Here is a 22,626-nt window from a genome sequence, read left to right on the forward strand (position 1 = left end):
GTGTTAGTCCTTGGTGAGTGCGGGCAGGTCGGCGGCGTCGATGATGCGGTAGGCGTAGCCCTGTTCGGCGAGGAATCGTTGCCGGTGGGCTGCGTAGTCACTATCTAGGCTATCGCGGCTTACTACAGTGTAGAAATGCGCGTGGGCACCGTCTGCTTTGGGGCGTAGCAGGCGGCCGAGTCGTTGGGCCTCTTCTTGGCGGGATCCGAAGGTTCCGGAGACTTGAATCGCTACGGCGGCTTCGGGCAGGTCGATGGAGAAGTTTGCTACTTTGCTCACGACGAGGGTGGTGATTTCACCGTTGCGGAAGGCAGAGAAGAGTTCTTCACGTTTTTTATTGGATGTGGAACCATCAACCACGGGGGTGTGTAGGCGTTCGCCGATTTCTGCTAGTTGGTCGACGTAGGCGCCGATGATGAGGGTGGGCTGTCCTGTGTGTTGTGCTACGAGCTTATCGACGGCACGCAGTTTGCTGGCCGCGCAGGCTGCAAGGCGGTAGCGGTCTTGATTTTCGGCCGTGGCGTAGACCATGCGTTCCGATTCGGTCATGGTGGTGCGCACTTCGGTGCATTCGGCGGTGGCGATAAAACCTTGGGTTTCTAGGTCTTTCCATGGGGCGTCGTAGCGCTTGGGGCCGATGAGAGAGAATACGTCGCCTTCGCGTCCGTCTTCGCGGACGAGTGTTGCGGTAAGTCCTAGACGGCGACGTGATTGGAGGTCTGAGGTGAGTCGGAAGACGGGGGCGGGGAGGAGGTGGACTTCGTCGTAGATAATGAGTCCCCAGTCGCGTGAGTCGAATAGTTCGAGTGCGCGGTATTCACCTTTAGTTTTGCGGGTGACAACTTGGTAGGTGGCGATGGTGATGGGGCGGATTTCTTTTTTCTCGCCTGAGTATTCCCCGATTTCTTCGGGGGTGAGGGTGGTGCGGCGAAGGAGCTCGTCACGCCACTGGCGGCCGGCTACGGTATTGGTCACCAAGATCAGTGTGGTGGCTTGGGCTTTTGCCATGGCAGCGGCACCGACCATGGTTTTTCCAGCGCCACAGGGCAGTACCACGACTCCGGAGCCGCCCTCCCAGAAGGAGTCTGCAGCCATGCGCTGGTAGTCGCGAAGTTCCCACTGCTCATGTTCGGTGGACAATGCTACGGGGTGAGCCTCACCGTCGACGTAGCCTGCGAGGTCTTCTGCTGGCCAACCGACTTTCAGGAGTTCTTGTTTTAAGCGTCCGCGTTCGGAGGGGTGGACGATGATGGATTCGTCGTCGATACGAGCACCTAGCATGGGTTTGATCTTCTTATGGCGAAGAAGCTCGGCCAGAATTGCTGGTTCTTCGGATTCTAAGATCAGTCCGTGGGCGGGGTGCTTGTGCAGGCGCACTCGGCCGTAGCGTGACATCGTCTCGGCGACGTCGATAAGCAGGGCTTGGGGGACGGGGAAACGCGAATAGGTTTCTAGTGCGTGTACTACTTGTTCGGCGTCGTGACCAGCTGCGCGGGAGTTCCACAGCGCCAGTGGGGTGATGCGGTAAGTGTGGACGTGCTCGGGAGCGCGCTCGAGCTCAGCGAAAGGCGCCAGAGCGATGCGGGCTTCTTGTGCGCGGGGATGATCCACTTCAAGCAGCACGGTTTTGTCAGATTGGACGATCAGCGGGCCGTCGCCAAGTACCACGGAGTATCTCCTGAAACTAGAACATATGAGTCGATGAACACTCTATTATGCACCGGAATCGAGTGCGACTTCCGTGATTCGGTGCAGCATGAAGTGGATGACCTCGCCTGAATCAGCATCAACTGCGCTGACGTGCCCGCCTGTGATCGTCACCGGCGTTACGGTGTAGCGCAACGCTTGGCCTTGCTTATCGACGATTCCCACGTGGACCTTATGATTAGCCCTCATAGCGGAATGGAGCACGCTGACAGCGTCGGAACCCTCTATGTCATGAGTTTCCCCACGGGATGCGTCGCGATCTCGAAGCAGCGTTAATAGTGCTTGTCGAATGTGCGCCGGATCTTCCTGCGGCATCGTCGGTCGCACGGTTGGAGTAGCTACCCGTGTGGGGTGAGGGCGGATGTCGATACTAAGCCCTTGGGCGTTTTCAGCGGCGGGCGCAAAACCCGCTGAGCGGATTGTCTCGAGTACTTGTGCCAGTGGTGCCTGGGCAATCAAGACTGTCGGGGCGATGATCCGAAAACCTAGATCGGCTGCGGCCTCAATACGAGAAACCTCTAGGAGGAGCGCAGGGTCGTCGCAACGCACATAGCTCAGCGCTGGTCCGCCGCGAAGTGCCCCGTGGCGGCGTGCGGTATCGCTAATCAAGTAGACCAAGGATTGTGGCAGATCGCCGATCGTGTGGTCTTTGAGGAATCCGACAAGATCCGAATCTGTTTTGCCAGCGTCTAGGGCGCGGCGGACACTAGTGCTATTAAGCCTAAACACGGTGGCCAACCCCATGGATTCGGTATCCGACATGAGAGCCATCATGGTGTGGGCCTCGAAGGGAAGCGGTGCTGGCGCCAAGATGGTCATGTCGCCTTGGGGGATCAGCCGATCGGATTCAGCGGGAGTGAGACTAGCGGTGGCTTCACAGAGGCGACCCAGAAGATCTACATGGTGGTCGTTGTGAGCAAGGAGGCGAAGCACTGTGGTCGGTTCCCAACGGGGCCCAAGAATTCCCAAGAATTGAGCAGAATCCGTGATGTCATCGAAAACGTCGCGAGCAAGCCGTGAAGCTCTGATAGGAGAATCGAAGCCGAAGTTCGCTAGCAAAACGCCTTTATCTCCCCCGTGGGGAAACACATGGGATGCTGCGGACTGCAGGACAAGCACGCGAGTGCTAGGCAACTTATCAGAGATAGTTGCGGCGCTGAGCAGGCGATGAGGTTTGTTCTTCTCATCGGGCTGCCCAATTGCTGCGACATTGAGCGTTGCGTGCTCCCACCAACCGAGCATGAGCCACGCCCATTGCACAGATAGCGGCTGGGCGTTCCATTCGTCGGCACGTCCGGTGGGCGCTAGGTAGTCCCCGCCGGTGTCATTGGTAGGAAGCGGATCGGGTACGCCTTTAGCAATAAGCCCAGCTCCCATTGCAGCTGCGATGACACGATAAAGTGTGGTTTCTTCGACATCCAGTGCACGTGACAGCGTTGCGACGGGACGTACACCCACAGCATTGTCTTTTAATAAAGCAATGGGGGAATCGCTGAGAACATCGATAAGAACGCGTGTGAGTCGTACGGCTTCTAGACCTGCTGCGGTGCTTTGTTCCTCGACTCGAGATGCTGAGGAGATTTCCTGTGACACTGCCACTGGGCACAGTGGCAAAACGGGGGCAGGTTTACCGCTGAGTGCAAAGCGCACTGACATGGGAAGAGTAACCGTGTGACTGTTATGGCGGGTGACCAAGCCGAGGGCAATAAGCTGCGGGATTGGTCGAGAGGGGTCAGCGTCGATTGCTGCATCTTTTGTTACTCCGGTACCACCTGATTGCGCGAGGGTGTGCAAGATGCTGCGTTGTTTGGTGGTGAGGCCTTCGAGTATCTCGGGAAGCTCGGTGGCGTTGGGCACGTGTGCTGAGGGCAAAAGCTGCCATCCCGCTGGCAGCGCGTCCATAACGTCGGGGGCGATTCGTAGTGCAGCCAATTCGCCGAAAAGTAGCGCGTAGTCGCGCAAGGTGTCTATTGTCGCTAGCAGCTCAGACTCACTAGGAGCCCAACGGTTGGTGTCGTGGGTATTCTGCTCGCTATATGAACGCACGAGTTCCACCAGTTTGGGGGCATCCACAGGTTCGATTTCTGCGCCGGCGATGCTGGCAGCCTCGAGCACAGCGAGTTCGCGTGCATTTAACCGCACCAGAGCCCGCATGATCGACGCCCGCAGGGATAAACGTGCTGCTAAAGAGCTGATTCCCGGAGGTAGCGGATGTGTCGTATCGGGCCGGTGCTCAAGGACGCGATGGAGTGCATCCTCGTCTAAGTTGTGTAGCCATTGGCGGAAAATCGCAGTAGTTGAGGTGGAATCGTTGGAACTGGTCATGATGACTCCATAGTTTAGTTGGTTGTTCAGGTGACTTTGGCCAGCGGATTTGAAACAATAGAACCTATGTCAAACATGGAGAAAAAAGGTTACGTCGATCCGGGCTGGCCAAAGCACGTCCCTGGTGGCGGTCACGCTGTTACTGAGATGGTTGCTAAGGTTGCTGGCGCCAACAGCCCTTGGGGCGATATCGAATTCCCTGTTCCTGCGGAGCAGACCGGTTACGTTCACCCTTACACCCGTGTGAACAAGTAAAACCAACCTCAAGCAGTATTGCTTGAAAAGGTGGGTGCCAGTTTTCAGCGAGCTGGCATCCACCTTTTTGTATTAGCGTCGCATGGGTGCTGTCCACTGCCTAGATGAGGAAACACAAGAAGAGGGGGTTTCTCGTATTTGTACGAGAAACCCCCTCTTTGAGCAAGCGGATCAGCTTTGAAAGTTACATGCTAAAGATGAAGTCGATAGCGCCGCGGTTAGCCATGTAGAAGCCGTTGAAGTTAGTGCGGTTAGCTTGGTAGAAAGCCTCAATCTGAGGTGGGATACCTAGGCCAGTGCCTGCCAAGCGTACCTTGATGGCGTTGTAGAGGGCGTCGACTGCGAGCTCTTCGGTATTAAGTCCTGCCTGAGCAGCGTACTCTTGTGCGCCGGCGACTGCGGCTTGGACGGGAGCGGGTGCGTTAGCAACGACGTCGCGTGGGGTAGGGGCAGAGTTCAGTCCAAGTTTTGCAGAGCATGCAGGCCATGCGCCCCAGCCTTGGCCTGCCAAGACCTTTTCTGCAACAGCGATCTGCTGTTCGCGGGTAGCACCATTGGCGGTTGGGGCGTACTGTCCGCCACCGTAGGCGTTCCAGGTGCTAGCGGTGAATTGCAGGCCGCCGAAGAAGCCGTTGCCGGTGTTGATAGCCCAGTTGCCGCCGGCTTCGCATCCTGCGAGGCGATCCCAGTCGGAATCTGGTGCTGCGGAAGCGGTAGGGGCAAGAAGGGTTGCGGCGGTGCCGAATGCAACGGTAGAAGCTGCGAATTTTGCCTTCGTGGAAGCGGTCTTGCGAGCGTGACGTGCCATTAGGGTTGTTTTCCTCTCGAATTGCCGCCCAAAACCAACGAAAGTGTGCACCATGACATGGCACCGAGAATGCGATGCGCACGTGAATGTCTGCACGTGTTGGGCCACTGTCTGCTGAGTAGTGTTTTGGTAGTCGGCAAAACGATCGTCTTGCTTCGAACGTGGGCATGTACTCGTGCACATAATGCATCGACCGGAAAATATCCAGACAGTGGCTGGCGAAGATATTGACGTATGGCACGATGCTGTGCTTGTTCATCCACGGTAGCGGTTTATAACGTTTCTGTCACGTTTTTCTTTGATGATGCGCTAGAAAATCTAGAAAATTGTTGGAGAAACCGCAGGTCGCTTCGGATTTGAGAGGTTTTGAAATTTTAGGTCACAATTCGTTATAAACGGCCGTTGTATCTAAAAGTGCACGCAGTTGATGTTTTTGATGTGATTATTTACAACTCATGAGGTTGGGCAGTAGTGGGGTGGCATAGTGGTTTTGGCTAGCGGAATAATGGGCTATAGTTTTTAGTTTGCTAAATGTGAGGATCTTCGGTGTAAGTGAACTCCCCAGATCCTTAAAAACTATGCACGACTATTAATTCCAGCCGTGGATCCAAGCCGGATCTCCTGCACCTTATTTAAGGTGCACTGGGCTCATGGGATCGTAAAGAAGGGAGAGGAGTGCAGTGCCTCAAGGGAAGGTGCTTTGGTACGACGTTGATAAGGGATTCGGATTTGTGTCCAACCCCGAAGGAGACGACTGCTTTGTCAGCAAGGACGTTTTGCCTCAAGGCGTACAGAAGCTAGAAAAAGGTCAGCGCGTTGAATTCGACTACGTTGCGCGTGGTCGTGGTCCACAAGCGTTGCGCATCAAGGTCCTAGACACCCCTAGGCTTCGCCGCCCAGCACAACATAAGTACTCTGCCGAAGAGCTCAACAGCATGATCTCTGATCTGGCTACGCTGCTGGAGATCAAAGTGCAGCCGTCGCTACGCGCTGGGCGATACCCCGACCGTAAAGAAGGCCGACAGGTTGCTAACATTTTGCGCGCTGTTGCCAAAGAACTCGATATGTAACTTCCTTTGTGTGATTGAGAGGGTTACATATAACAAGAGCGGGACATCCTCCTACAAACTGTAGGTACGATGTCCCGCCCTTGCTATATGGGAGACAAAACGCTTATTACTTTGCCGAAACCGACCATGTGACGGTGTAAGGCGTTTCTACTCCTTGGTCATCGTGTCCGATAAGAACCGAGGTCACCTCAGCAACGACGAGGCGAGGACGTTTGTCGTCTTTCTTTCTCACGGGATCGACAGATCCCGCCACTGTCGCCTCTGTTGCCTCGTTGGCCCCAAAGAAGCTTTGGTCGTTTGCGGCTGGATCATCGTAGATCTTCAACAGCGACCAGTCATGGTCGGATACTTCCTTAGGCACACTGATTTTAAGCTCGCCGTCTTTATCCACAGCGATACTTGGCACCTCGTTTTCATCGCACGGCACCCCTGGTTCGCAGACACTAAACGGGGTGATGTCTTGGGAAACATCGCCGGAGGATACGGTGATGGTCACCGTGTTGGGTTCTGGCCCTGGGCGGTTATTCCACCAGCTTTGGAACGCAATAGAGCACAGCACTACCACCACAACGGCGATAACGAGTGACAACAGTTGGATGAGATTCTTACGTCGGGTCTTACGACTGGCCATGGTTGCTCATCTTACTAACAAATGTGACCTCGTAGAGGTCCGGCCACCTTTTACCGGTGATATAGAAGCGATCCGAACCTGGAATCCACGCAATTCCATTAAGTACGTTATTGCTATCGGCGACGGCATTGTTGGGGATGTTGGAGGCGTCGATAATGCCGGTGACCGCACCTGTGGTGGCGTCGATACGCATGATGTCGGTGCTGAGGAAAACGTTGGCGTAGATGGTGTCCTTACCGGTGGCTGGGTCATTGGGGACGCATTCGAGCTCGTTGAGGTTGGACACTCCGTTTCCTTGGTTGGTTACCTGGATGCGAGAGCGCTCGTCGAACGATTCGGGATCGCGGATGATGAGCTCATCGGAGCCGTTGGACATGATTATGCGATCATCAAAGTGGCAAAGACCCCAGCCTTCGCCCTCGTAGGCTACGGTGCCCAGCTGCTGAAAAGTGGTGGCGTCACGTTTGAAAGCGATCCCGTCGTGCCACGTCAATTGCCAAATGTGGTCGCCGGTTTTTGTGATTCCTTCGCCGAAAAGTTCAGGGGCGAGTGGGGTGCGCTGCTGCGGGGCGTTGCCAACCTCCATGGAAAACATGCCGCTTTCGCCATAAAAACCGGTGCTGACTAGGAGGCGGTCGCCATCGAGTTCGAGCCCTTGGGTAAAAGCTTGTGGGTCAAAGCGGTGGACTTTATGGATGCGTGCCTCTAAACGTTCTGGGGTTGTAGCTGCGGTATCATGGTCGGGCTGTGGTGATAGGCTGCAACCTGCAACGGCAAGTGATCCCGCAAGCGCTAAAGTGGCATGAGATGTTAACGAGACGATCGATCGCATAGCATCTATCATGCATTGCATGCGTGGTTGATCGCAGAAATAGTAACGGGGTGTTGAATAATGGGGGACGTGTCACCCCGAAAGAAAAGAATGAGAAGCCATACCAAACGGCGTAAAAAAGGTATGCCGTCCACGCCACTCATCGGCAAGAATGCAGTCGCAGTTGCGCGACGTGGGCTTGAAGAACTCGGGGAGGGCGCAGTTGGTGAGCATATCGGTGTTCAGCAGGTGAGCCTTGAATCAGCGACCCACCGCTTTGCGGCGGAAGTGCCTGGGTATGACGGCTGGGAGTGGAATGCAGTGGTAGCGTGCGTTCCTGGCTCGAAATACGTGACCTTGAGTGAAGTGGCATTGGTGCTGGGTGGATCTGCGCTCCAGCCGCCACGGTGGGTGCCTTATCACGAACGAGTGCGCCCAGGTGATCTAGGGCCTAACGACGTCATGCCGCCGCGTGACGACGACCCCCGCCTCACCGCGGACGAGCGGACTGCGGCGATGGATTTTGGTACCACGAAAAAGCTTTCGAAGGCAGGACTTAACGGAACCAAAGTTCGGTGGCAAAATGGAGCTTTTGGCCCGCAGTCTGAGTATGCGGAAAAAGCGAAGCTTCCGTGTTATACCTGCGCTTTTTACGTTCCTATGACGGATCCGGTAGGAAAAAATTTCGGGGTATGTACCAATGAGTACTCTGCAGATGGTCATATCGTTCACTCCCGATATGGCTGCGGCGCTCACACTGATACTCCACCTGTAGAACCCCTCGGTGTAGTGGAATTACAGCCTTTTGACGATGAGCACCCAGTAAGCGTAGACACCATTTCTTAGGTGCGTCCGAAGGCGTTGGGGACGGGGGAGAGGGCGGCCACGTCAGACAACTGGTTATAACAAGGGCTTGTCTGGTACTGGTTTTCGGTTTGATTGCAGGTCAAATGCGTGCCACTATCTACGAATGCGGATGAAATTCCGGTTCCCCCCTGTACTTGTATGGAGCAAAAGTAGATGGCATCGACGGCCCCTCAGTCGCAAACCTCAGCGCCCACGGCTAGCACCTCGCAGCCGCGCAGCGCGCTTGACCGATACTTCAAAATCAGCGAACGCGGTTCCTCAGTAGGCACCGAGGTTCGCGCAGGCGTAGTGACCTTCTTCGCGATGGCCTACATCATCATCCTTAACCCGTTGATCCTAGGAACGGGCGAGGACATCAACGGCAAAGTGCTGGGGATTCCTCAGGTAGCAGCGGCAACAGCATTAGCTGCAGGCGTAGCCACCATTGCCTTTGGCCTGATTGCGCGCTACCCCTTCGGTATCGCAGCAGGACTTGGTATTAACACCCTCGTGGCCGTCACAATGGTGGCAACCGAAGGGCTGTCTTGGGAAGAGGCCATGGGTCTTGTTGTCCTCGACGGCATTATTATCGTGTTACTCGCGATCTCTGGTTTCCGCGCTGCTGTATTTTCTGCCATCCCGAAGCCCATGATCGCCGCTATGAGCGTCGGCATTGGTATGTTCATCGCCTTGATCGGTCTTGTCGACGCAGGCTTCGTTCGCCGTATCCCAGACGCGGCTCACACTACAGTTCCCGTGGGGCTTGGTACCGGCGGATCCATTTCTTCTTGGCCAACCCTCGTATTCATCATGGGCTTGCTCATCTGCGGTTTCATGGTGGTTCGCCGCGTCCGCGGTGGTCTTTTCCTCGGCATTGTTGTTACCACCATCATCGCCATGATCGTTGAAGCCATCACTGGTGCTGGCTCCTCGGTAGATAACCCAACCGGCGGCTGGAGCCTCGCTGTTCCTACCACGCCTGAGGGCTTGGGCGGTTTGCCAGATCTCTCCTTGATCGGTGACATCTCCCTCTTCGGCGCATTTACCCGCGTCGGCGCACTTGGTGCGACCCTGTTGCTGTTTACTCTCGTGTTGGCCAACTTCTTCGACGCAATGGGCACCATGACCGCGTTGGGCAAGCAGGCTGAACTTGTCGACGATTCCGGCGTACTGCCAGACATGAAGAAGGCTCTGATCGTCGAGGGCACCGGTGCGATCATCGGTGGCGCAGCGTCAGCTTCCTCAAATACTGTCTATGTGGATTCCGCAGCAGGCATCGCAGATGGAGCTCGCACAGGACTTGCCAACGTGGTCACAGGCGTACTGTTCTTGCTGGCTATGTTCTTAACCCCGCTGTATGAGATCGTGCCTATCGAAGCCGCCGCACCTGTCCTCGTGGTCGTTGGTGCTCTTATGATCGGCCAGGTCCGAGACATCGACTTCACCGATTTCCATATCGCGTTGCCAGCATTCTTGACCATCGTGATCATGCCATTTACCTACTCGATCGCAAACGGTATCGGCGTCGGATTCATCTCCTTTACTCTGCTGGCAGTATTCGCCGGCAAGATCAAGCAGATCCACTGGATCATGTGGCTGATTTCAGCACTATTCGTGGTGTACTTTGCTATGGATCCAATCTTGAACGCTATCGGTTCATAAAAAGAAACGTTTTCACCCGAACCCTCTTCTCAGCATGCGGTTGCAAACAGCCACGGAGCGTACTGGGAAGGGGGATTCGTGTATTTAGCGGGCAGGGTCACTAACATAGTCACCGTGACTAGCCCTGACATTCATATTGAGCACCTAACCGACCCCCTTGATCCACGATTGGATGATTTCCGTGATCTTAACCATTCGGATAATCGCCCCGATCTACCAGGAGGCAAGGGGCTCGTCATCGCCGAAGGGCCACTGGTTATCCCACGACTAGTAGACTCCCGTTTTCCAGTACGCTGCCTTGTAGGCTTTCCCAACAAACTGGAAAAACTCCTCGCTAATGAGCATCTGCGTGCCCAGCTTGCCGACGTCCCCGTGTTCTCCGTGGACCGAGAAACTCTTACACAAGTAGCTGGCTTTGACATGCACCGTGGCTTGTTGGCTTCTGCGGATCGAGTACCAGGGATGAGCATTGCGCAAGCTATTGAAGGCGCACGCACCGTGGTCATTCTCGAGGGTGTGGGCGATCACGAAAACATTGGATCGATGTTTAGAAACGCCGCAGGTATGGGCGTCGATGCTGTGCTCTTTGGCAATGGCTGTGCGGATCCGCTCTATCGTCGTGTGGTTCGAGTATCGATGGGGCATGTCCTGCGTACACCTTTCGCGCATTTTGGCGGAAAATCCACAACGTGGCAGCGCGAACTACAAGAACTTCGCGATGCTGGATTCCATATCGTATCGCTGACTCCGAATCCGCAAGCCGACCATCTAGCAGACGCCTTAGTTGATACCAACGGTGCGCCATATGCCAAGGTTGCACTACTCGTCGGGGCAGAAGGGCCAGGGCTTACCGAGCACGCTATGCGGGCAACGGATCAACGCGCGCGCATTCCCATGGCATCAGGTACTGATTCCCTCAACCTTGCAACCTCGGCAGCGATTGCTTTTTATGAGCGGGACCGCTCACTACGTTAATCAGATGATGGCTTATCCGTGTGGCGTAGCGCATGGATAAATGCGCGGTACTTTTTCACCGCCACGTCGGACGCTACCGATAAGATTCGACGGGTGCGCCGATATGTATTTTCGGCAGCATCCGCGAAACGGACCAGCTCCGCTTCCGTTGTGGAATCGTCGTGTTCTTCGTAATCGTCATAGTCGCGCCGAGATTCTCCAAGCCCCAGTTTTGCAGATGCTTGGTGTGCAATACGATCGGCAGACAATTTCTTTTTGTTTGGGTGGGTAACCAGTTTCGGCTCGGGGCGACCGTCGATGGCATAGGCCACCACGTTGATATCTTGGGCGGTATCAATATCAAAGCCTAGCCAATGGCGTTGCGCTTCAGCGACAAGGTCGATCGGCTGGAATGGTAGTGCGATGCCGCCGATTTGTTCGGCTTTTTCGCCGGCCCAGTAAGCATTTTCAAAAGGTTCGGGCAGGCCGGTGTCTTCGTAGACGCGTTCGCGGCGCGCCGAAAACGCACGCTTGACTGTGTCTCCAGACCAGTGAGCGAAGGCTCCCAAACCCGATTCTGGGTTGACCGCGAAGGCGTAGACGTCTGCTGCGGGGATAGCACCTCGTAGTTTGGAGTCAATCGCTGAAATATCGCGGGCATCGGTGATAACAGTTTGAATTACAGAAAGGCCTGGAAAACCTGCGATATAAAACTCGCCTTGTGAGGCTTGCGCCGAGCGATTGAGCGAAAATTGTCCGATGGGGGTAATCGGCCAGCGGGAATTCATCTGAGCCAACAATTTGCGCCCGAAACCACGGTCGGCCCGTGGGGAAGCGGCGATGACTGCTTCGGGATGGGCAGTGGTGACAAACCACAGCGTGACAACGGCACTATGTTGTGGCGCATTTTCCATGGCTCGTGAGTCCCCTCAGATTACTTTCGCGGCCGCTTGGTGTTCGTGCGCACACCCAGAAGCACATCCTCCCAGTGCGGGGTTACTGCTTTACGACGCCTCTTGCCACCTTGTTTGTGCTCATCTTGGGAGTGCTGTGCGAAGTCATCACCGGTTACCTCTGTGGTTGGTTCTTGGGTATCGGTTGGTGCAGATGCGGAGTCGTCGATAGCCATGAGGTCGTCGCGAGTTTGTTCTGCTTCGCTTTCTGCGGAAACCAAATGTGGTCGCCCAGTGGCAACGGCAGACAATGAGCGTACTGGCTGCGAGAATTCTGGATCGATGAGGTCTGCTGCCACCGCATTGCGTGCAACAGCAGTAGCGGCACTCGTGCCGTGTCGATGATAGGACCATTCGGCGACTGTTTCGCCTAGTTCTGGGCCCCACTTCACACTAACAACCCACTGTCCAGAAGGATCGCGGTAAGCGTCCCAGTGGGAGCGAGTCAGGTCTTCGCCACGCGCAGCGAAGGCTGTTGCCAAGACTTCCCACAGTGTGAGGTCCGCGGGGCCGTCGTTACGCACGGGGTGAGATTTTTTAGATAGCTCCGCGATACGAGCGCGTTCCAATAGAACTGGGTGCGCATAGGGTTCGATGCGCGATTCGGTTACACCATTTTCTTCGGCGATTTCTGCGATTGTGGCCCCGGAACGAATACGTTCTTGGATCTCGCGTGGGCGCATTGATAATGGCGTAGATAAACGAGGATCGACCTCCCGGCTCGGGCGTGGCTCTCGGGTGGTAAGGGATCCGCGTGGGCGCGAAAGAGTCTTGTCATCGGGAGTGTCGTCCTCAACGCTGGCGTCTTCTACTTCAACCTCAACGTCGGCATCATCGTTGGGAGATGGTGCGCAAGTCTCTTCGACAGAGTTCTCAGAATCTTCAGGCTGATCGGGGTCTTCCTGATGAAGAAGTGCCGCGCGAAGCGCGTCGGTGACCTCTAGAAAAAACTGTTCCTCGGGATTATCCGCAGCATGGAAGACCAACGATGTTGCGGAGGATTCCGTGGGGACGAGGATTAGTTCCTTCATCAATACTCCTTCGACTGGGGAAATGGTACTGCAAGGTGCAGATATCACTATCGTCTACTGTAACGCAGCCCAAGGCGTTGCGGGTTCTACGACGAGGTAGCGTGCCGAAAGAAATTGCCGAACTGACAAAATATCCCTTAGCTCAGCGGCAACCATAAAAGTGGCATCGTCTGAGCTAAGGGGAAAAGAAACGGATAGGAATTACGCTTGGGCGAAACCGTTGTCGAGGACGTAGTCGATGGCGGCGGTCAGTGTTTCCACATCGGCGGTATCGATGGCAGGGAACATACCGATACGCAGCTGGTTGCGGCCTAGCTTGCGATAAGGCTCTACGTCGAGGATTCCGTTGGCGCGTAGCACCTTAGCTAGCGCAGCGGCATCAATGGAATCATCAAAGTCAATAGTGCCCACGACCAGAGAACGCTTCGCAGGATCGGTTACATAAGGAGTTGTTTCAGCGCGCTTTTCTGCCCATTCGTACAATGCGGAAGAATTAGCGGTGGTGCGTTCAACCATGGCATCAAGGCCACCATTGGCGTTCATCCACTCCACTTGGTTTTCCAGCATCAAAAGCGTGCCTACAGCAGGGGTGTTGTAGGTCTGGTTCTTACGGGAATTGTCCACAGCAGTCTGGAGGTTGAGGAATGCCGGAATGAAACGGTCCGAAGCATTGATCTTCTCAATACGCTCCAACGCTGCAGGGCTCATCGCTGCAAGCCACAAACCACCATCGGAGGCAAAGCACTTCTGAGGAGAGAAGTAATAAACATCGGCATTGTGCATATCCACGGGCAGTCCGCCGGCACCAGAGGTGGCGTCGATAGCTACGAGCTGGCCATCAGAATTTTCTGGACGAATAACGGGAACCATAGCGCCTGTCGACGTCTCGTTGTGTGCCCACGCGATAACGTCGCAGCCCTCCATAGCCACAGGGGTAGGTGTATCGCCTGGCTCGGCGGAAATAATCGTAGGTTCGTCCAACCACGGTGCTTGCGCAGAGGCTTTTGCAAACTTGCTGGAGAACTCGCCAAAAGTGAGGTGTCCGGACTTCTTCTCAATTAAGCCGAAGGTTGCTGCATCCCAGAAAGCGGTGGCGCCACCCAAAGAAAGTACGATCTCGTAGCCATCTGGCAACGAGAACAGGGAAGAAAGCCCCTCTCGGATACTTCCAACAATGTTCTTCACAGCTGGCTGACGATGAGAAGTGCCGATAACATCTGCGCCAGCATTAACGATGGCGTTCAGTTGTGCTGGGCGAACTTTAGATGGGCCACATCCAAAGCGCGGATCGGCGGGGATCAGGGTACTGGGAAGAGTAGGGTACTCGCTCATGTGTCACGCTTTCTCGTTGTAGGACAACGCACAAAAAGGGATAAGGACTCAAAAGATTTGTCCGCATCAGTGGGGTGGCAGTGCCGCCCATGAGGTGGAATAGTACCGAATGCTTGCATAGTTGGAAGCCTCTGCTGTGACATCACCTGCTGAACAGTAGAAATAGGCGATTTTGTTGCAAAAATGGGGGGATCGTATGCAAAGTTGCGTGGGTGGGACTGTCATGTTTCCACAGGTAGCAACGCTGATTTTATGTTCGTTTTCAAACTAATGTTATGTATGCCACAGATTTTGTTACACTGTGCAGTGTTCCATGCATTCGTGCCCAATTTTTAGCAAAAGCGGCGACATCATAGTTTCGCAACAGCGAATAAAGGTGTATGAATGGTGAGCACACCCTTACCCTCATGGGTGACCGGCAAGGTGAGGGGCCAAAATTAAAAAGTGTCATTAGATTCCAAGGTGGGCTATTGCCCTGCAAGTCTCCGCGGATCACCTTTGTGGTGACATGGCAGGAATGCTTCCCCTTTATGGGGGTGTTTCCGTATGTGGTTTTAGGTGACGGATCAGCAGTGAGCTGGCTAACCTAAGGCAGAAGGCGAGTAACACTGCAGTCTTGGATCTCAACAGTGCACTTTCACACAACAGTGCAAAAGTGCACGGAAAAACAAATTGAAAGGGATGCTTGTGGCTACTGAAAACAAGGATAAGGCGGTTCTTCACTACCCTGGTGGCGAGTATGAGATGGATATCATCCATGCAACCGAGGGCAACGATGGTGTTGTACTGGATAAATTGCTGTCCCAAACCGGCATGGTCACTTTTGACCCCGGCTATGTAAGCACCGGTTCTACTGAATCGAAGATCACCTACATTGACGGCGACAACGGCATCCTGCGCCACCGCGGCTATGACATCGCGGATCTAGCGGAAAACGCAACCTTCAACGAAGTCTCCTACCTTCTGATTAAAGGCCACCTGCCAACCGTTGATGAACTCCACAAGTTCAACAACGAAATCCGTCACCACACCCTGCTGGACGAGGACTTTAAGAGCCAGTTCAACATCTTCCCACGTGACGCACACCCAATGTCCGTGCTGGCTTCCTCCGTGAACATCTTGTCCACCTACTACCAAGATCAGCTCAACCCACTCGATGAGGAGCAGCTAGACAAGGCAACCGTTCGCCTGCTGGCTAAGGTCCCAATGCTCGCGGCTTACGCATACCGCGCATCCAAGGGTGCACCATACATGTACCCAGACAACTCCTTGAATGCTCGTGAGAACTTCCTGCGCATGATGTTCGGTTACCCAACCGAGCCATACGAGGTTGACCCAGTAGTAGCAAAGGCACTGGATAAGCTGCTCATTCTGCACGCAGACCACGAGCAAAACTGCTCAACCTCCACCGTCCGCATGATCGGCTCCGCGCAGGCTAACATGTTTGTTGCTGTTGCTGGTGGCTTCAACGCCCTTTCCGGCCCACTGCACGGTGGCGCAAACCAGGCCGTTTTGGAAATGCTCGAAGAGATCAAGGCCAACGGCGGCGACGCTACCGACTTTATGAACCGCGTGAAGAACAAGGAAAAAGGCGTTCGCCTGATGGGATTCGGCCACCGCGTGTACAAGAACTACGACCCACGCGCAGCCATCGTGAAGGAAACCGCACACGAGATCCTCGAACACCTCGGTGGCGACGAACTTTTGGATCTTGCCATGAAGCTCGAAGAGATCGCACTGAGCGATGACTACTTCGTATCGCGCAAGCTGTACCCGAACGTCGACTTCTACACCGGCTTGATCTACCGCGCAATGGGATTCCCCACGGACTTCTTCACCGTCCTCTTTGCCATCGGTCGTCTGCCAGGCTGGATCGCTCAGTACCGCGAGCAGTTGGCAACCACCACCAAGATCAACCGCCCACGTCAGATTTACACCGGAGAAACCTTGCGAAAGGTCACTCCACGCGAGCAGCGTTAAGTTGATGACCTGCTAATTTCGACCGAGCGAGTGGATTTTCAGTACACTGTTATCCACGCGCTCGGTTTTCGCTGTGTTGATACACCTCCTCGGCGGCGATCCGCAGCCGAGTTCACACGTTAATATTCCGAGCAATTTGTACATCGATCCAAGGAGTTAGAGATCCATGGAAAAGCCCCAGATCCAGGTTCCCGAAGGACCAGCCCCAGAAGACATCGTTATCGTCGACCTCATTGAGGGCGATGGTGCAGAAGCACAGCCAGGTGGCCTTGTAGAGGTTCACTACGTAGGCGTCGACTTTGAAAACGGCCAAGAGTTCGACTCCTCTTGGGACCGCGGCCAAAGCATCGAGTTCCCATTGTCTGGCCTCATCGCTGGTTGGCAAGAAGGCATCCCAGGCATGAAGGTTGGCGGTCGCCGCCAGCTCACCATTCCACCAGAGGCAGCCTACGGTCCTGCCGGTGGCGGACACCCACTGTCCGGTCGCACCCTCGTGTTCGTGATTGACCTTCTCAACGTCGGCTAATCGCACACAACAGTAAGAAGCAACAATAACGCCCGTAGACAAATTCGCGATCTACGGGCGTTATGCATATCAAATCACCGTCACACCGTTAGATCAATGTGTGGGCGAGCTTTTCGTAGCGCTGTAAACGGGACTCGCGTCCCACCGCGGGAGAATCATCCAGTTCGGCGAGAGCCACAGTAATCTTCTCAAGCACACAAGTTGCAAAAGCGTCAGGATGCTGATGCGCAGCGACAGGTTCGTCGATAATGGCGTCGATAATGCCAACCTCTTTGAGTGTTACCGCCGAAACTTGCTGTTCCTCCATCATTTGTGCCGCATGGGACGTATCGCGATAAATAATCGCAGAGGCACCCTCTGGAGGAAGAGGGCTCAACCATGCATGAGAAGTCGCAAGAACCTTGTCCGCCGGAAGCATAGCCAAAGCACCCCCGCCACAGCCTTGGCCCAAAATGAGAGACAGCGTCGGAACATCTACCGACACAAGCTCACTGAGAGTACGAGCAATCGAACCTGCCAAACCATGCTCTTCGGCATAGTCGCTGAGCTCAGCACCCGGAGTATCGATAATAGAAATCAACGGAAGCTGCAGCTCATGGGCAAGTAGAATGCCGCGCCGAGCGCAGCGTAATGCCTCAGTGCCAAGCTCCGTGGTGGCATGAGGGGGCTGCGCATGACGATCCTGAGCAATAATCACAGCACTGCGCCCCGCAAGACGGGCCACGGCCACAATCACAGCGGGGGAGCGTCGGCCGTCGCCACTGCCAAAAAGCTGAACATAATTATCGCGACCGATGGCATGCATGATGCTGCGCGCGCCGGGTCGATCAATATGCCGAGTAGTCTCAATCGACTCCCATACGCTGTGGCGATCAGAATCGATTTGGCAGGGGTCGCTGTGGGGTGTTGCGGTCACGTCTGCGGGGCTCAGAATGACCTCGACAATCTTTTTCAGCGACGCGCGTAGCTCCCGTGGGGAAATAACGCCGTCGATGACTCCTTTTTCGGCCAGATTTTCACCCGACTGCACACCTTGGGTAAGCGGGCGGCCAGTGGTGAGCTCAACGACGCGCGGACCCAGAAAACCCAATAATGCATCGGGTTCAGCGAAAGTGAAGTGGCCCGCAGACCCCCAAGAAGCCATAACGCCACCAGTCGTGGGATTGCGAAGATACACCAAGTAGGGCAGGTGTGCGTCTTTGTGTCGGTACACGGCGGTGGTGATGGATACCATGAGGGCAAAAGCGGGGGTGCCTTCCTGCATACGAGTACCGCCTGAAGAAGGCGAAATAAGGAGCGGTAGGCGCTGTTCAGTTGCTTTGTGAATTGCTGCAATGATGCGTCGGGCGGTAGCGGCTCCGATAGAGCCACCGAGGAAGTTGAATTCGCTGAGGACCACGGCAACGCGGTGGCCATAAATAGTGCCCTCACCTGTGATTACGGATTCGTCTACCCCTGATTTTTCGCGGGCCTTGGCAAGGAATTGTTGGTAACTTTCTGAGATATCCCCATAGACCGGTGCGGTATCCCAACTATGAAAAGAATCGGTGTCGAGAACCTGGGCTATGAGCTCGTGTGCGGTCGTTCGGGTCATGGCACCACCCTATAAAGAACACGAGTGGTTGGTGCAGAAATTGTGCAAAAATTTGCCAATAGGGGGTGCATAGGGTGGATTATCGGTGTTGAATGGTGACCATGAAACAACACGAGAACATCATTCCCACCATCACGCTCAATGATGGTACGGAAATGCCCGCGATTGGTTTTGGTACATATAAGTTGCGTGAACAAGATGCCTATAGGGCAGTGCGTAGCGCCATCGAGGTGGGGTATCGCCATATTGATACTGCTTCTTTGTATAAGAACGAAGAGGAGGTAGGCCGTGCGGTGGCTGACGCGATCACTGCAGGCGAGGTAGCTCGTGACGAGCTTTTTATCACCACCAAGGTGTGGAATGACATGCACGGGGACCAGCTCACGCAGCGCTCGTTCCAAGAATCCCTCCAGCGGCTTGGCCTAGATTACATCGATTGCTGCATGGTGCATTGGCCGTGGCCGCAAAAGGGGCTCTACGTAGAATCCTTTGCAGCATTGGCAAAGATTCAGGGGTTGGGGCAGCTGCAGTCGGTTGCGGTAGCTAATTTCTATCCTGAAGTTCTGCGCGAGATCGTCGCGGAGACTGGTATTGCGCCTGTGTTGAATCAGGTGGAATTGCATCCTGGTTTTTCTCAAGCCGAGCAGCGCACCGTGGACCGTGAACTGGGAGTGGTTACGGAGGCATGGTCGCCTTTGGGACGGGGTGATTCGCTGAACGCGGAGGCTATTACGTTGATCGCGCAGTGTTATGAGAAAACGCCGGCGCAGGTGACGTTGCGGTGGATTCATCAGTTGGGTTGCTCTGTGGTGCCTAAATCGGCGAACCCTCAGCGGCAGCGTGAGAACCTCGACATTTTCGATTTTGAGCTCAACACGGAGGACATGAACAGCATTACATCGCTCGACGAGCAAGGTGGTCGGCTGTTTGTTGATCCGCACGACTTCCCAGGCGAGGTGGAGTAGTGGCGCAGGTAGAGGTGCGTATCGACGGCCACCTGATGTGTGTCACCGTAAATAGACACGAGGCTCGCAACGCACTTTCTGCACAGATGTGCGATGATATTACATCTGCTCTTAATAATGCAGATGAGCAGGCGCGTGACACTGCAGCTATTCGCGCCGTGCTCATCCGTTCTGTTGGTACGATCTTTTGTGCCGGAGCAGATTTGGGCAGTACCACCCAAAGTGATGATGCGGCTGAGGTAACGCAGTCGGATTTCCATGACTCTCTTACGCGCATGTTGGAATCGGTTGTTTCCTGTGGAGTCCCAGTTATTGCTGATATTCAAGGACCAGCTGTTGGCGCTGGCATGCAGCTGGCATTGAGCTGCGACCTGCGTTTGGTTCATCATGCTGCATGGTTTAAGGTGCCGGCGGCGTCTCTTGGGTTCGCGCTCGACGGATGGACTATTAATAGGGCACAGTGTTTGCTGGGCGGTGGTTGGGCGCGATCAATTTTCTTGGGCGGCGCAACGCTATCGGCACCGCAGGCGGTGGCAACTGGTTTTGCGCTGGAGATCGCTGATTCCGATTCTGCGATTGCCTATGCTCATCGTATTGCTGGAATGGCACCCTTGGCGCTGCGGCAACTTAAATCCGCGCTCAACAGTGCTGATTTTGAATATGCGCTTGTTGGGGAATCTCGTGATCTTTTTGCCCAATGTTGGGCTAGTACGGATGCTCGCGAAGGGCAGCTGGCTCGAAAACAAAAGCGAGATCCGGTGTTTACTGGTCGCTGATTCTGCTAGGACTGTGGTGGCCTCTTTGCAAGGGTTTTCCTTGTGATGAGGTCATTTTTTATTGTGTAGGGGGCATTAACAAACTTTGCAAAAGTCTCTGGATGAGTGTGTTGGGGGTGGAATGGGAGCGGATATTGTGGCAGTTCACTGGCTGTCTGGGGGTAAGTAAATGATTGTGAAAGGAGAAAAGGACATTCTTCACTATCGGAATTTTTGTGACTTGGGTAACTTTCACTGTTAAAGATTTGTGGTGCAGCACACATGAATGGATGGGTGCCGTTCTGCAGGTTTGAGTCACCTCGTGACAATTCCCCGAACAACTAGACAGCAAAAGGAGCATTAACAATTATGAATGCCCCAGTAACCCCCATGCAGCGGCGGGAACCCTCCAGCGAGGAATTCCGCGCAATGCAGGCAAGTCCACAGTTTGTTGATCTCAAACGAACGTATCGATCCTTCACTTTTCCCATGAGTATCGTCTTCTTCGTGTGGTACTTGGTTTTTGTGATCACTGCCACCTATGTGCCTGATCTCATGGGTAAGGCAGTAGTGGGCTCCGTGAATGTGGGAGTCGTCCTCGGGGTTGCTCAGTTTGTTACCACATTCATTATTACGTGGGTCTACATCAAATTTGCCAACAAAAACATCGAGCCACGCGCAGCGGCGATCCGCGAGTCCATGGAAGGATAAGCAATGAACATTTATACTTTGGCAGCTGATGCCCCAGGCTCTGCTGCCGGCAACCCAGTACTGAACATCATTGTGTTCATTGCCTTTATCATGATCACGATGGCTGTGGTTCTTCGCGCTGGAAAATCCACCAACGAAGCATCGGATTTTTACACCGGTGGTGGATCCTTCTCCGGAAAACAAAATGGCCTTGCTATCGCGGGCGACTACCTTTCGGCAGCATCATTTTTGGGCATTGTTGGTGCTATTGCTCTCAGTGGCTACGACGGATTCTTGTACTTCATAGGATTCTTCGTTGCGTGGCTCGTAGCGCTACTCCTAGTGGCTGAACCACTGCGTAACGTTGGTCGATTCACCATGGCAGATGTGCTGTCATTCCGTCTCAAGCAAAAGCCAGTTCGCGTGGCGGCGGCGTTTGGCACTCTATTTGTTTCCTTGTTCTACCTCATTGCTCAAATGGCTGGTGCGGGTTCGCTGGTGTCGGTGCTGCTCGATCTTCATGATCACTCGGCTCAAGCAATCGTTGTTGCTGTGGTGGGCGTCATCATGATCGTCTACGTGCTCATCGGTGGTATGAAGGGCACAACGTATGTGCAGATGATCAAGGCCGTGCTTCTTGTTGGTGGTGTGACCAGCATGACGATCCTCGTGTTCTTCTCGGTCAAAGGTGGTTTCAGCCAGCTTTTCGACGCTGCCGTGCACACGCACTCCCAGTCGGATTACTTGGCAAAGAAGGGCTATGAGGCTTCCCAGATTTTGGAGCCAGGCCTAAAGTACGGAAAGTCGGAAACGTCGAAACTGGACTTCCTCTCGCTCGGTATTGCACTGGTTCTCGGTACTGCCGGTTTGCCACACGTGCTCATGCGCTTCTACACCGTTCCTACAGCTAAAGAGGCGCGCCGCTCGGTGGTGTGGGCCATCATCTTGATTGGCTCTTTCTACCTGATGACCCTCGTTTTGGGCTTCGGTGCAGCAGCTCTAGTTGGCCCAGACCGCATTATGAAAGCCCCAGGAACTGCTAATGCTGCAGCACCGCTGCTGGCACTTGAACTCGCAGGTCCCGTCTTTATGGCACTGATTTCCGCAGTAGCCTTTGCTACGGTGCTCGCTGTGGTAGCAGGTCTTGCCATTACCGCCTCCGCGTCTATTGCACACGATCTTTATGATGCAGTGCTCCGTGACGGCAAATCCACCGAGGAAGAGCAGGTCCGCGTCTCTCGTATCACAGTGGTAGCCATCGGTGTAGCGGCCATCATTTTGGGAATCCTTGCGATGGAACAAAATGTAGCCTTCCTCGTCTCGCTTGCCTTCGCCATTGCTGCCTCGGCTAACTTGCCGACCATCTTGTACTCGCTGTATTGGAAGCGGTTTAACACCACAGGCGCTGTGGCCTCTATTTACACCGGTTTGATCTCCGCACTGGTGCTCATCATCTTCTCGCCTGCAGTATCTGGGTCCGAAACCTCGATGATTTTGGGTGCAGACTTCGCATGGTTCCCATTATCGAGCCCCAGCTTGGTATCCATTCCGCTGGCTTTCATTGCCGGAATTGTGGGCACCTACCTTGGTCGTCCAGATAACCTCGATCATCTACAAGCAGAAATGGAAGTCCGTTCGCTTACCGGAGTAGGCGTTGAGGCTCCAGTGGATCACTAGATCCCGATAAGACAATCCCACTAAAGCTACCGTGACGAGTACACACCAGAGCTT

At 54.6% G+C, this 22,626-nt stretch carries 20 protein-coding genes; 11 read left to right on the forward strand and 9 right to left on the reverse strand.

Translation table 11 applies throughout. The features are described from left to right. Window positions 1-3: 3 nt before the first annotated feature. Window positions 4-1,668: a DNA repair helicase XPB gene (locus tag AT687_RS03395; protein WP_010934543.1), complete on the reverse strand. Its 1,665-nt coding sequence runs from the start codon at window positions 1,666-1,668 to the stop codon at window positions 4-6. A gap of 45 nt (window positions 1,669-1,713) precedes the next feature. Continuing rightward, entirely contained in the window at window positions 1,714-4,032 is a 2,319-nt protein-coding gene (locus tag AT687_RS03400; protein ID WP_014311333.1) for a helicase-associated domain-containing protein, read from the reverse strand. 66 nt (window positions 4,033-4,098) lie between these two features. On the opposite strand from AT687_RS03400, the gene AT687_RS03405 reads away from it, so the two are divergent. Next, window positions 4,099-4,287: a hypothetical protein gene (locus AT687_RS03405; protein ID WP_014301577.1), complete on the forward strand. Its 189-nt coding sequence runs from the start codon at window positions 4,099-4,101 to the stop codon at window positions 4,285-4,287. 184 nt (window positions 4,288-4,471) lie between these two features. Here the strand turns inward: AT687_RS03405 and AT687_RS03410 are convergent, their stop codons facing one another. Continuing rightward, a complete protein-coding gene (locus AT687_RS03410) occupies window positions 4,472-5,095 on the reverse strand; it encodes a resuscitation-promoting factor Rpf1 domain-containing protein (RefSeq protein ID WP_010934546.1) in 624 nt (207 codons plus the stop codon). Between the two features lie 680 nt (window positions 5,096-5,775). Here AT687_RS03410 and AT687_RS03415 point away from each other — a divergent pair. Next, window positions 5,776-6,165, forward strand: coding sequence for a cold-shock protein (locus AT687_RS03415; RefSeq protein WP_003850654.1), 390 nt, complete (start codon window positions 5,776-5,778; stop codon window positions 6,163-6,165). Between the two features lie 106 nt (window positions 6,166-6,271). Here the strand turns inward: AT687_RS03415 and AT687_RS03420 are convergent, their stop codons facing one another. Continuing rightward, the gene (locus tag AT687_RS03420) at window positions 6,272-6,796 is read right to left on the reverse strand and encodes a DUF2771 domain-containing protein (protein ID WP_014303111.1); all 525 of its coding nucleotides are present in this window, start codon (window positions 6,794-6,796) and stop codon (window positions 6,272-6,274) included. Then, window positions 6,783-7,649, reverse strand: a complete 867-nt coding sequence (locus tag AT687_RS03425; protein WP_014318813.1) for a glutaminyl-peptide cyclotransferase — start codon at window positions 7,647-7,649, stop codon at window positions 6,783-6,785. The genes AT687_RS03420 and AT687_RS03425 overlap by 14 nt, the downstream gene beginning before the upstream one ends. A gap of 39 nt (window positions 7,650-7,688) precedes the next feature. Here AT687_RS03425 and AT687_RS03430 point away from each other — a divergent pair, with 39 nt between their 5' ends. The 3 genes from AT687_RS03430 to AT687_RS03440 all read left to right on the forward strand — a co-directional run bounded on the left by AT687_RS03430 (window position 7,689) and on the right by AT687_RS03440 (window position 11,090). Next, entirely contained in the window at window positions 7,689-8,453 is a 765-nt protein-coding gene (locus tag AT687_RS03430; RefSeq protein WP_010934549.1) for a DUF3027 domain-containing protein, read from the forward strand. Between the two features lie 174 nt (window positions 8,454-8,627). Beyond that, entirely contained in the window at window positions 8,628-10,115 is a 1,488-nt protein-coding gene (locus tag AT687_RS03435) for an NCS2 family permease (protein WP_014318814.1), read from the forward strand. Between the two features lie 78 nt (window positions 10,116-10,193). Continuing rightward, the gene (locus tag AT687_RS03440; protein WP_014306646.1) at window positions 10,194-11,090 is read left to right on the forward strand and encodes a TrmH family RNA methyltransferase; all 897 of its coding nucleotides are present in this window, start codon (window positions 10,194-10,196) and stop codon (window positions 11,088-11,090) included. Here AT687_RS03440 and AT687_RS03445 read toward each other — a convergent pair. From AT687_RS03445 to serC, 3 genes are all read right to left on the reverse strand, one after another. Further along, window positions 11,087-11,983: a DUF6928 family protein gene (locus tag AT687_RS03445; protein WP_014318815.1), complete on the reverse strand. Its 897-nt coding sequence runs from the start codon at window positions 11,981-11,983 to the stop codon at window positions 11,087-11,089. The genes AT687_RS03440 and AT687_RS03445 overlap by 4 nt on opposite strands. 20 nt (window positions 11,984-12,003) lie before the next feature. Beyond that, window positions 12,004-13,053, reverse strand: coding sequence for a septation protein SepH (sepH, locus tag AT687_RS03450; protein WP_014318816.1), 1,050 nt, complete (start codon window positions 13,051-13,053; stop codon window positions 12,004-12,006). 201 nt (window positions 13,054-13,254) lie between these two features. Beyond that, window positions 13,255-14,385 carry a phosphoserine transaminase gene (serC, locus tag AT687_RS03455; RefSeq protein WP_014318817.1) on the reverse strand — a complete coding sequence of 377 codons (1,131 nt, stop codon included), beginning with the start codon at window positions 14,383-14,385 and terminating at the stop codon, window positions 13,255-13,257. A 681-nt stretch (window positions 14,386-15,066) separates the two neighbouring features. On the opposite strand from serC, the gene AT687_RS03460 reads away from it, so the two are divergent. Together AT687_RS03460 and fkpA are read left to right on the forward strand one after the other, a co-directional pair. Continuing rightward, window positions 15,067-16,365 carry a citrate synthase gene (locus AT687_RS03460; protein WP_041740463.1) on the forward strand — a complete coding sequence of 433 codons (1,299 nt, stop codon included), beginning with the start codon at window positions 15,067-15,069 and terminating at the stop codon, window positions 16,363-16,365. 166 nt (window positions 16,366-16,531) lie between these two features. Next, the gene (gene fkpA / locus AT687_RS03465) at window positions 16,532-16,891 is read left to right on the forward strand and encodes an FKBP-type peptidyl-prolyl cis-trans isomerase FkpA (RefSeq protein ID WP_003850674.1); all 360 of its coding nucleotides are present in this window, start codon (window positions 16,532-16,534) and stop codon (window positions 16,889-16,891) included. 88 nt (window positions 16,892-16,979) lie between these two features. Here the strand turns inward: fkpA and AT687_RS03470 are convergent, their stop codons facing one another. After that, the gene (locus AT687_RS03470) at window positions 16,980-18,485 is read right to left on the reverse strand and encodes a carboxyl transferase domain-containing protein (RefSeq protein WP_014318819.1); all 1,506 of its coding nucleotides are present in this window, start codon (window positions 18,483-18,485) and stop codon (window positions 16,980-16,982) included. A 92-nt stretch (window positions 18,486-18,577) separates the two neighbouring features. On the opposite strand from AT687_RS03470, the gene AT687_RS03475 reads away from it, so the two are divergent. From AT687_RS03475 to AT687_RS03490, 4 genes are all read left to right on the forward strand, one after another. Beyond that, entirely contained in the window at window positions 18,578-19,450 is an 873-nt protein-coding gene (locus AT687_RS03475; protein WP_014318820.1) for an aldo/keto reductase, read from the forward strand. Continuing rightward, on the forward strand, window positions 19,450-20,226 hold the full coding sequence (locus AT687_RS03480; RefSeq protein ID WP_014318821.1) for an enoyl-CoA hydratase: 777 nt from the start codon (window positions 19,450-19,452) through the stop codon (window positions 20,224-20,226). The genes AT687_RS03475 and AT687_RS03480 overlap by 1 nt, the downstream gene beginning before the upstream one ends. A gap of 348 nt (window positions 20,227-20,574) precedes the next feature. Continuing rightward, on the forward strand, window positions 20,575-20,916 hold the full coding sequence (locus tag AT687_RS03485; RefSeq protein WP_014301583.1) for a DUF485 domain-containing protein: 342 nt from the start codon (window positions 20,575-20,577) through the stop codon (window positions 20,914-20,916). 3 nt (window positions 20,917-20,919) lie between these two features. Continuing rightward, window positions 20,920-22,572: a solute symporter family protein gene (locus tag AT687_RS03490; RefSeq protein ID WP_014318822.1), complete on the forward strand. Its 1,653-nt coding sequence runs from the start codon at window positions 20,920-20,922 to the stop codon at window positions 22,570-22,572. The last annotated feature ends 54 nt before the right edge of the window (window positions 22,573-22,626 follow it).

This window comes from Corynebacterium diphtheriae (genome assembly GCF_001457455.1).
GTDB lineage: Bacteria > Actinomycetota > Actinomycetes > Mycobacteriales > Mycobacteriaceae > Corynebacterium > Corynebacterium diphtheriae.